The following is a 9,547-nucleotide window of genomic DNA, read 5'->3' as shown; positions in this document are numbered from 1 at the left end:
TATCCCACTACGTTGTAACTCGTCCAAGGATATACGATTAAACACCATCTCAAGTTATTTTAGTCGTAATAAGTTGGCCAGCTTCATTAATAGTAACTTTCCATTTCACTCCACTAGCAGTCTTCATGATTATACCTTTACTTGCCTCTATTTCAATATCTCCAAACATTCTTCCGCCAGTCGTCGCTAACCAAGCACTCCCATTTTCCATAGAAGATCTTGCAAAGATACGATTAATTCGAAAACGTTTATGATCTTGAGAATAACCACTTAATGTAATTCTAACTTTATATAACTGACTGGCCTTCATATTCGATATAATTGTATCGCCAACATTTAATGGAACATCCAACGCGATAACCCAACTTCCAGTTGCACTTAATGCATATTCAATTTTAATTTTCTTTGGGCTCTCTCCCCATCCAAAATACATTCCAAAACAATTTAACATTTGTATTGGTTTTTTCGTAAAATCCATTTCAATTACAACTGGATTACTATCTGGAACGTCAATATAGTTTACACTTTGTTCATCTATTAAATTAAAGCAATTTGTGAGATTTCCCCCGTACGGCACTTTTCCACTTACTTGCTTAACGTTATATTTCTGCTGAGCATTTACTAAAATATCATCTTGATTTCCTATTAAATGAGGTCTATTTAACGTCAAAGGTAACTGAATTCGTAGGGATTCTTCATAAGTAGACTTACAAACATTGTATTGTCCTTTATCTACAATAGTTGTCGAAAGCAGATTTGAAAAAAGGTAGTTACGATGAGAATTGGAAGAAAATTCAATAACAATTTGTTCACTACTCATCCGGTACGTATCCCAGATCATACAATCAAATGTATTATACGCACCTGAACAACGAATTACTTTTTCCGTTTGTTGTCTACATTGCACTTGAATATCATGAAACGTATTTCCTGAACTTTCATTTGGCAAATCACTATTTCCATCTACTTCAATCCCATACACACATCCATCAATAAATATAGATTGAAATACATTGGCGTTAATCCAGCAAGGTGTATTGATATCATTTATATATTCTGTCTTCAAATGTATTGCAGTTTGAAAGTTTTTAATTTGAATAAATTTAACTTGAAAGAAACTAATAAAATCCCATGCCTTTTGACAATAAAAATGTATAGCTTTTCCTTTATACGATGGAGTTGTATTTATTATATTTATATTTGATATAACAGATTGATTAGGTACTTCGATTTGTTGTGAACCAGAAACATAAATAACAGCAGATTGAAACAATGGATTTATAACTTGAAGAGTACCACCAACTATCGAAGCGTTACTTTGTAGCTCAAATGCATTAAAATCCCCATCAATTTGCAGTGTTACGGTAGGATCCAACTCTAATCTTACGTTTGATTTAATAACAATCGGCTTTACAATTTTGTACGTATTTATCCCTGTAATTCTAACCGTCGAAATTCGATTCGCTACACAATAATCAATAGCTTGCTGAATTGCTAATGAGCTATCATTTCCCGAGTTTGGAACTGCGCCAAAACAATCAATATGAACGCTACTTTCTGGCGCACAATCTTCTTGGGATGAAATATATTCTGACAAAATAAATTCACTCCTCATATTACCTTTTTCATATAATATGTGAGTTGTCTCTTAAAAGTTTCTATAATAAAAAAAACAAACGACCTACTCGGTCATTTGTTTAATTCATATATATTTTTCGTTTCCTCTATCATTTTAGTTAACGAGAAATATCTCATTGCTTTCTCTCGTGCTTTCAATCTAATAGCAGTTACCTTTTCTTCATTCCCTTGTAGTTCCTCAAGCGCACTTGCGAATTCTGATTCGCAATATTCAGATATCAAAACACCTGACTCTCCATCTATTACCGCTTCATGTATTCCACCAACATCTATTGAAACAATTGGTGTCCCTGTAGCCATCGCTTCAATTACTACCATTGGAAACACTTCACGAAAAGATAATAAAAGTAAGGCGTCCATATTCCCTATAAACTCATGCGGCTCTGAAATATTCCCTAGCATCTTCACCCTTTGCTGCAATCCATATTTTTCTATTTCTTTCATAATCGATTCTTTCTCTGGTCCATCACCAGCAATATAAAACATAAAATCATTTCTCTTTTTCAACACATTTGCAATTTTGACAAATAGTTGATGGTTTTTCTCTTTGGATAATCTAGCTAATATCCCTATTTTATATGTAGATTCTTTCTTTTTCTGCTGGAATAAAAACTTTTCAATATCAACACCGTTATAAATTGTATTTATTTTTTCTTCTGCTACATGAATTGAAATTAAATTGTTCTTTTCAAACTCACTTACTGTAATAATATTGTTCACATATTTATTCATGAAATACCGAAAAAGCGTTGGCATTTTCTTTTCTAATATCGTTACATTGTGTTTCGTATAAACAATTTTCATCTTTTTTTTAATAAACTTTTGAAGTAGAAAAGCATATAATACCATTCGCAAACTATTTGCATGAATAAGTTCTATCTTTCGTTTACAAATTTCGTTTCGTAAATAATAAATATTTCTCAAATGATTCCATCGACTAAGTAAGATAAAATTTTCTTTTCTAGTAAGGGATTCATATAGTTCTCCATCACCTGCAGCTGTATAAATCTTAAAATCCTCATAATGCAAATTATTTTCTAATTTACAGAAATAATTTTCGGCTCCGCCAGTTATCAATTTATCAGTCATCAACAGTATATTCATAATTGCGTCTTCCCAACTACATTGATTTTATTTTTTTTATAAGCATGATAAGCATACTTACTAAAATAGTAAAAGCTTTGCACTGCATTAAGACTTTTTTGGTCCCTTAATAATTTCCAATACCGAAAAGCTGCTCTAACTTTATTTCTCGAAACAGAATTTGCTACAATTCGATACTTCGCTAATACTTGCTGTATCCCTTTTGCTTCATGCCCTTCATGTAATAAGTTCAGCCATAACGCTGTATCTTCCGGCTGTACACTAGGCATTTCGACATACGGAATTTTTTCACGATCAATCATCACCGTTAAACACCCGATAATTGTATTTCCTACTAAATAATGATAGTCAACAGATTTTGGTACACTCACTTCGCGATTTAATTCATTACCATTTTCATCAATTAAACTATACGACGCATATGAAAAAGCAATATTCATTTCTTCCATAAATAACAATTGTGTCTTCAATTTATGCGGCAACCATATATCATCACTATCTAAAAAGGCAATGTACCTTCCTCTCGCCTCTCGAATCGCTAAATTCCGAGCTTTAGCAGCACCAACATTTTCTTTTAATGATAATAACCTAATACGTGAGTCTCCTTCTATTATCTCTTTAATTTTTGCGGCAGATTGGTCGGTTGAACAGTCATCAACGATAATCATTTCCCAGTTTTCATACGATTGATTCTGTACAGATAAAATTGTCTCACCTATAAATCGTCTACTATTATAAGAAGGTGTTATTACAGAAACATGAGGCGCCTTATTATGTGCTGATAGACATTTTACCATCTATCTTTCCCCTTCCTTCATATATTGAAATATACTTCACAACAACTGCTAAAAATAAAAAGAACGCTTCGTTAATAATGAGTGACAATGACATCATCTGAAATAAAAATGCAATCATAGTCAATAGAAGGTATGGTTTTTCACGAAACAAAGTATGCTGCGCTAACTTAAACATTAATATGAATAAAAACGCACTATATAGAAGAAAACCAATTGTACCCGACTCAGACAAAATTTCTAAAAATGTATTGTGTACATATAATTTTTCATTAAATTGATACTCATAATAATTCGAGAAGTTAAACGCACCAATTCCGATATATGGATTGGATAAATAATATTTAAAAGCAGCTTCCCATAATGTAAATCTACCACTTCCATTATCATGGGAAAAATCAGAAATTCGTTTATTTAATATGTCATCTAATTGGCCCCCCATTACACTATTCGATAAACTAAAAATAACTACACTAAACAATACTAAACTCATAATTATTTTTATTTTTTTAGCGAAACTAGACATACATATATATACAAAAATGACAAGCACAAGCGCTAATATTCCCCCTCTTGAAAAGGTTAATAGACTCGTCGTAACACATAAAATTAACCCTAAGATGTTAGTGATATTTTGCAAATTCGTCATATAGTACATAAAAAATATTGTATTATAGAAAATAAAAATGTTAGGATCATCTAGCAATCCAATTAACCGTGGATATCCTCTATCAACTAATAATCCAGCAAAAATTTCTCTCTCTTCTCCACCGTATAAACTAAAGTATTGTAAACCGATTATATAGAGTAGTAGACTTACAACATTAAATACTATTCCTACATAAGCAATAGATGATTCAAGTACCACTATTTCAGTATTCCCCAATAAATTTCTCATTATAAAATAGCATCCTAAAACGAGTAGCACGCCAAAAATCATACGAATACTAGCATTTAAATACATAGAAAGAATTCCGCTTAAACAATAAATGAAATAAAACAGTAAAAATATAACTTCATGAAAATATAACTTTTGAATATGAAAGTCTTTAATTGTTAAACAAAAATATATGACTAAAAAAATCATATATATCTTCAATGAAAATCCAATATATAAATTGTATTTACTTAACATGACAAATAATATTAGAAGAATAATCCATCCCATTGATACTTTCATATTATTTTCCATAGGCTATATCCCCTGTTTCGTAATATAATCCTTTTTGCGTATTTTTCTTATAAAAGAAAGAAGAAGTTTTTTTAGCTCATAATCATATAGGAATATGGCAGCTACTACAATTAGTATATTAAGAACAAGCGCAATTAAATGATATGTATGCAATATATATTGCACTCCAATAAAGGTTACACCAAAATAAATTGTATACGGTATTACAATTTGGAATACAATTTTTTTCTTCACTACACTTACCGCTATATATCCCACTAAAGCGACTATTTCAAATAAAACCATAGCGTATGCCGCTCCTATCACTCCACCAAGACTACTAAAGCTATAAAGCATAACCCCACCTATCACCAATGCTACACACTGCACAACAGTCCTCTTATTTTGACAACCACTCGTCGTTAAACCGTCAGCAATGGCAATATTTAAACTTTGTAGCACAATAAGAAATGATAATATTTGGAGTGGTTCTACTGCATTCCTCCATTCTTCATGAAAAAATATAGAAATAAAGTATGGTGCTAAATGATATAAACCAATCGTCATACATATTCCTACAATCGCCATTGATTTAATTTGAAGTAAATTTAATTTCGTATGCTCTTCTATATTATTCTGGTTATAATGCTTAAAGAGCACCGGAAAAAATGCACCTGCAATTACCCCTGGTACTTGATATAAAGCTGCCGGCATCCGGTACGCCACTGCAAAAACACCTACCATACTTAATGGCAATGTATAGTTAAGCAAGATAGGCGCTAATTGTGGCGTACTCATTATTAAAAAACCGCTAATAATAAAGGGAGTTAATTGCCAAAATAACGCTTTATGAATTACGACTTTCATATTCATTTTCGTCTTTCTTCTCATGATATATATACTGAATAAACCACCAATCATATACCCAAAAGCATATAAGCGAGCTGTTACATACACCGGTAACTCTCCGAAAATACAAAAACATGTAATTATAATGACAACTGATGCTGATACAACTTTTATGAGCGCTATATACTTCATACGTTCCGTCAGTTGAAAATAGGCAATCCCTATGTTTTGCCAAGTTAATCCTATTAACATGAAAAACATTACGTTTATCATCATATAAATTAAATTTTTATCCGCATACATATAATGAATAGCAATATAACCGATGATAGAAATAAAAATAAGTAGAATCATCCTTATTTTTATATACGATGATAAAATCTGCTCTAAATCTGCTCCATCCTTTGCCCCTTCTCGAAGAAACGTATTACTAAGTCCTAAGTCTGTAAAAAATAACATAACAAACGTCACTGCTATGGCAACACTAAACATCCCATAATGTTGTGCGTTAAAAAAGTTTGCTAAAACAATTAAACTGACGGCCTGAAGAAGGTTAGCTAAAATCGTACTATAAAATAGATGGATAATATTGCTTAGAATAGATCTACCCATACAAGTTCTCCTTTGCAAGTAACCTACTTACATATGTTGTTTGTTTACATATATATTTATCTTGCACCATTACCGTTCAATACAATTAAAACGGTTTTACATAAAATACGGATGTCCATCCGAAATGTTTTCATTTCAATATACTCCATGTCCAGCCTCAACTTTTCCTTTGGATCAAGATTATACCCTCCATTTATTTGTGCCCATCCTGTTAATCCTGGTTTTACTATTAAACGTTCCTTAAATTCTGGAATATACGCATCAAACTCATTATAAAAAAACTCTCTCTCTGGTCTAGGGCCTACAAAAGACATATCTCCTCTTAAAATGTTTAAGAGCTGTGGTAATTCATCAATTCTCGTTTTTCTTATAAACAATCCAACTTTTGTAATTCTTTGATCATGTTCTTTTGCCCATTGTGGTCCGTTCATTTCAGCATCCTTTACCATCGACCTTAATTTAAATACATTAAACTTCTTCCCGTTTATACCTAAACGTTCTTGAAAGTATATTGGAGCCCCTGATGTTTCTAAGGTAATCATAATACAAAAGAACAACATAATTGGTATTGTTAATAGTAACAATATGATTGAAAATATAATATCAAACAAGCGTTTTACACTTCGATTCAATATGCTAGGCTTTTCTTGAGCCGGAATCGTATACAACTTGGCTTGATTTGTTTCACGAATCATGGATCGTTACCCCCACATTCAAGAATATAAAATTATACCTATTAATTCACATTCTTTCCTATTTATATCCGCTATTACTTTTTGCACTGTACGTAGTGAATCTTTTCGCTTTTTAACTGCTAAAACCACTCCATCGCATTTCCCTGCAATAATGTGCGTAGCAGGAAGCTCAAATACTTCAGAAGAATAAACGAAAATGTAATCAAAATCTTCTTTCCACTTAGCAATCGCATTATCAAATTCATCCATAGCAACTAAAGGCGTCCCTGTATGTACTGTTTTTTTTGCAGGAATACAATATAAGTAATTAGACAAATTACTAGAAAAAGATTCATAATTGCAGGAGGAAGAGCTTATTATATCGTTTACTGTTATCATGTGATCACTTTGTAATAATACATGTAGTTTAGGGTCAGAAAAATTCACATCAATAAGTAACACCTTTTTTTTCATTTCCGCAAACACTAGACCCATATTTACTATAAGCGAGGCAACAACACCTCTGTCCTTCGTTGAACTAACTGTGAACAGTTGTTTTCCGGATTTTTTCAGCTCGTGATACACCGTATAAAACTGCTCTTTCATCAGATCATCATGCAAATTGAATGGCAGCTGCTTCTTTGTCCTAAACATCGACATGTTCACCTCGATATATAGATGATTTTTTATCAACCTCTGTAGGTTTCTTTTTTCTATTTGGTTCCATATTTATGTGACCAATAACAGAGACTGTTGTTATTTTCTCTAAATCCTGTTCCGTGTATATACGTTCATCAAAATAATCTCGAAATACAGCTAAACCTATCCCAACAAAAAAACTAACAATTAAAGAAATAGGAATGATCAGTTGAAATTTCGGAAACAATTTTTCAGCCTGTTCCTGTAACTCAGGATCAGTTAATACTTTCACCCCTTGTACATTTGTGTACTGTTGAAAGCTTTTTTGTGATTGCTCTGCCAATGTCTTTACAATGTCTTTCACGATTTTCGGATTGGAATCTTTTACTGTAACAGTTACAATTTGTGAGTTGTCCGTATTCACAACCGAGATTTTTTGTGCTAATTCATAACTTGATTGCTCTAATTTCAAAGTTTTTTTGACTGTTGAAATAATTAATGGGCTTTTTAAAATATCAACATACGATGTTACTAGTTGCTTATTTTCTTGTGTTTTATTTGTTGAATTTTCCTTATTAAACTCATCTAAATTCCCAACAAGAATTTGCGTTGAATATTGATATGACGGCTTTAAAACATACATAGAGATAAGAACTAAAGAAGCGGTTAAACAACACATCGTTAAAATAATCGTTACGAATCTTCTTTTCAGTAATTGTTGAAAATCTTTTATACTCATTTCTTGCTTCAATTATTTCACCGCCCTTTTCTGAATAACATCCTGCAATTCACTCTTTACAGATAACCCTTTCTCTCTTCTATCCACTTGTTTTGTTACATACTTTCCGACTCCGAATGCAAATTTTTCTACATATACATACGAAAGCATTGCAAGTATAAACGAAAAAACAAGTGAAAAAATTAAAATAATAGGCAACGGTAATATTTCATGGAGCATGTATATAAGGGAAAACAACGATATAATATGGTATAAATAAAGACTGTAAGAAATCTTCCCCAAATATAACAAATATTTATTATGTAGCAAGGACGACAAAGTTGATATTGACAAACTTAATATGACAAATAAACATGCACTTATCGCCACTACGTAGTCTCGAAATATAAAATTATTGAGCACTTTAATTTCTCCTATAAGCCCTTCATACATAAAAAGTAAAATCGCAAATAAAAACCATGCAATTTTCGTGTTTTTAGTACAATTACTATAAAAAACTATTAAATTATTTTTATACTTCGCAACTAGTGCTCCTAGTAAAAACAGTACTGTGTAATGCAATGTTAATGCATAGCTTGTTAATGTTAAGCCCGAGCGAAACAAAAATAATATTACGACAGAACATATACTAAAACTAAACAATAATAGTAATGAACACCTTAACGTTTTTCGTAAGCAAATCATCAAAATTAACGGGAAAATTATTGATATTCGCATTTCATGGACAAGTGACCAAATCACACCGTTATATGCATCTGTATTATATTTCCCAACCAATAAAATATGTTGTGCGATTAAGCTTGAAGAACTTTCAATCGTCCATGAGCGATTAAACCATTCACTTAAATAAGAAATACCATATTCACTAATTGTAATCTGGCATACAATAGCTATAATTATTGCCACAATATAAGGAATATATATTCTGCATATACGTTTTAAAAGGTATGACCCATAGCTACTATAGTTTTTTTGAATAGATTCATACAAAACAAATCCGCTCAAAACAAAAAAGATAATAACTGATTCGTTACCACTACTAAAAATTAGACGAGCAGGCGTTTCTTTTAATAGATACACAACAAATGGTTTATTATCTTCATAACTGTAATTTTGAAATGCTGAAAAAATCATTAAATGATGACCAATCATTACTACTAATGAAGAAATCCCTCTTATAGAGTCCAATTCTTCGTATCTTTTCATCTTTTTACATCAACTCCTAATGAAATGATAATAATCATTTCAAAGCGACATCTTTATTCATATTCCTCTCCTTTCTTTTCATTCCAATTTTTCATATTAAAATGATTTTATAGTATAAATT

Annotated in this window: 9 protein-coding genes; all 9 read right to left on the bottom strand. The window is 31.5% G+C overall.

Translation table 11 applies throughout. From position 1 onward, the window contains the following. Positions 1-49 precede the first annotated feature (49 nt). The 9 genes from QO049_RS19200 to QO049_RS19160 all read right to left on the bottom strand — a co-directional run bounded on the left by QO049_RS19200 (position 50) and on the right by QO049_RS19160 (position 9,426). Positions 50-1,597 carry a glycoside hydrolase family protein gene (locus QO049_RS19200; RefSeq protein ID WP_000006054.1) on the bottom strand — a complete coding sequence of 516 codons (1,548 nt, stop codon included), beginning with the start codon at positions 1,595-1,597 and terminating at the stop codon, positions 50-52. A gap of 92 nt (positions 1,598-1,689) precedes the next feature. Further along, positions 1,690-2,742, bottom strand: coding sequence for a glycosyltransferase family 4 protein (locus QO049_RS19195; protein WP_001023684.1), 1,053 nt, complete (start codon positions 2,740-2,742; stop codon positions 1,690-1,692). Continuing rightward, complete coding sequence (locus QO049_RS19190) at positions 2,739-3,539, bottom strand: glycosyltransferase family 2 protein (RefSeq protein ID WP_000237694.1); 801 nt, start codon at positions 3,537-3,539, stop codon at positions 2,739-2,741. The genes QO049_RS19195 and QO049_RS19190 overlap by 4 nt, the downstream gene beginning before the upstream one ends. Continuing rightward, positions 3,514-4,728, bottom strand: coding sequence for an O-antigen ligase family protein (locus QO049_RS19185; RefSeq protein WP_000429870.1), 1,215 nt, complete (start codon positions 4,726-4,728; stop codon positions 3,514-3,516). The genes QO049_RS19190 and QO049_RS19185 overlap by 26 nt, the downstream gene beginning before the upstream one ends. A gap of 3 nt (positions 4,729-4,731) precedes the next feature. After that, complete coding sequence (locus tag QO049_RS19180) at positions 4,732-6,168, bottom strand: oligosaccharide flippase family protein (protein WP_000533743.1); 1,437 nt, start codon at positions 6,166-6,168, stop codon at positions 4,732-4,734. 56 nt (positions 6,169-6,224) lie between these two features. After that, positions 6,225-6,863 (bottom strand): sugar transferase, encoded by a 639-nt coding sequence (locus QO049_RS19175; RefSeq protein ID WP_000617648.1) that lies wholly within the window; start codon positions 6,861-6,863, stop codon positions 6,225-6,227. A gap of 18 nt (positions 6,864-6,881) precedes the next feature. Next, complete coding sequence (locus QO049_RS19170; RefSeq protein WP_002133101.1) at positions 6,882-7,502, bottom strand: CpsD/CapB family tyrosine-protein kinase; 621 nt, start codon at positions 7,500-7,502, stop codon at positions 6,882-6,884. Continuing rightward, on the bottom strand, positions 7,489-8,232 hold the full coding sequence (locus QO049_RS19165; protein ID WP_000807055.1) for a YveK family protein: 744 nt from the start codon (positions 8,230-8,232) through the stop codon (positions 7,489-7,491). Before QO049_RS19165 ends, QO049_RS19170 begins: the two co-directional genes overlap by 14 nt. After that, positions 8,233-9,426, bottom strand: coding sequence for an acyltransferase family protein (locus QO049_RS19160; protein WP_000833054.1), 1,194 nt, complete (start codon positions 9,424-9,426; stop codon positions 8,233-8,235). Positions 9,427-9,547 lie beyond the last annotated feature (121 nt).

This window comes from Bacillus sp. RB3, from assembly GCF_030164735.1.
GTDB classification, from domain to species: domain Bacteria; phylum Bacillota; class Bacilli; order Bacillales; family Bacillaceae_G; genus Bacillus_A; species Bacillus_A cereus.
Note: the sequence above shows the minus strand (reverse complement) of the source record. Positions and strands in the feature narration are given on the sequence as shown.

Bases quoted from the DNA above. Each gene is read 5' to 3' on its own strand.
- QO049_RS19195 (WP_001023684.1), bottom strand. From the start codon at position 2,742: ATGAATATACTGTTGATGACTGATAAATTGATAACTGGCGGAGCCGAA.
- QO049_RS19190 (WP_000237694.1), bottom strand. From the start codon at position 3,539: ATGGTAAAATGTCTATCAGCACATAATAAGGCGCCTCATGTTTCTGTA.
- QO049_RS19185 (WP_000429870.1), bottom strand. From the start codon at position 4,728: ATGGAAAATAATATGAAAGTATCAATGGGATGGATTATTCTTCTAATA.
- QO049_RS19180 (WP_000533743.1), bottom strand. From the start codon at position 6,168: ATGGGTAGATCTATTCTAAGCAATATTATCCATCTATTTTATAGTACG.
- QO049_RS19175 (WP_000617648.1), bottom strand. From the start codon at position 6,863: ATGATTCGTGAAACAAATCAAGCCAAGTTGTATACGATTCCGGCTCAA.
- QO049_RS19170 (WP_002133101.1), bottom strand. From the start codon at position 7,502: ATGTCGATGTTTAGGACAAAGAAGCAGCTGCCATTCAATTTGCATGAT.
- QO049_RS19160 (WP_000833054.1), bottom strand. From the start codon at position 9,426: ATGAAAAGATACGAAGAATTGGACTCTATAAGAGGGATTTCTTCATTA.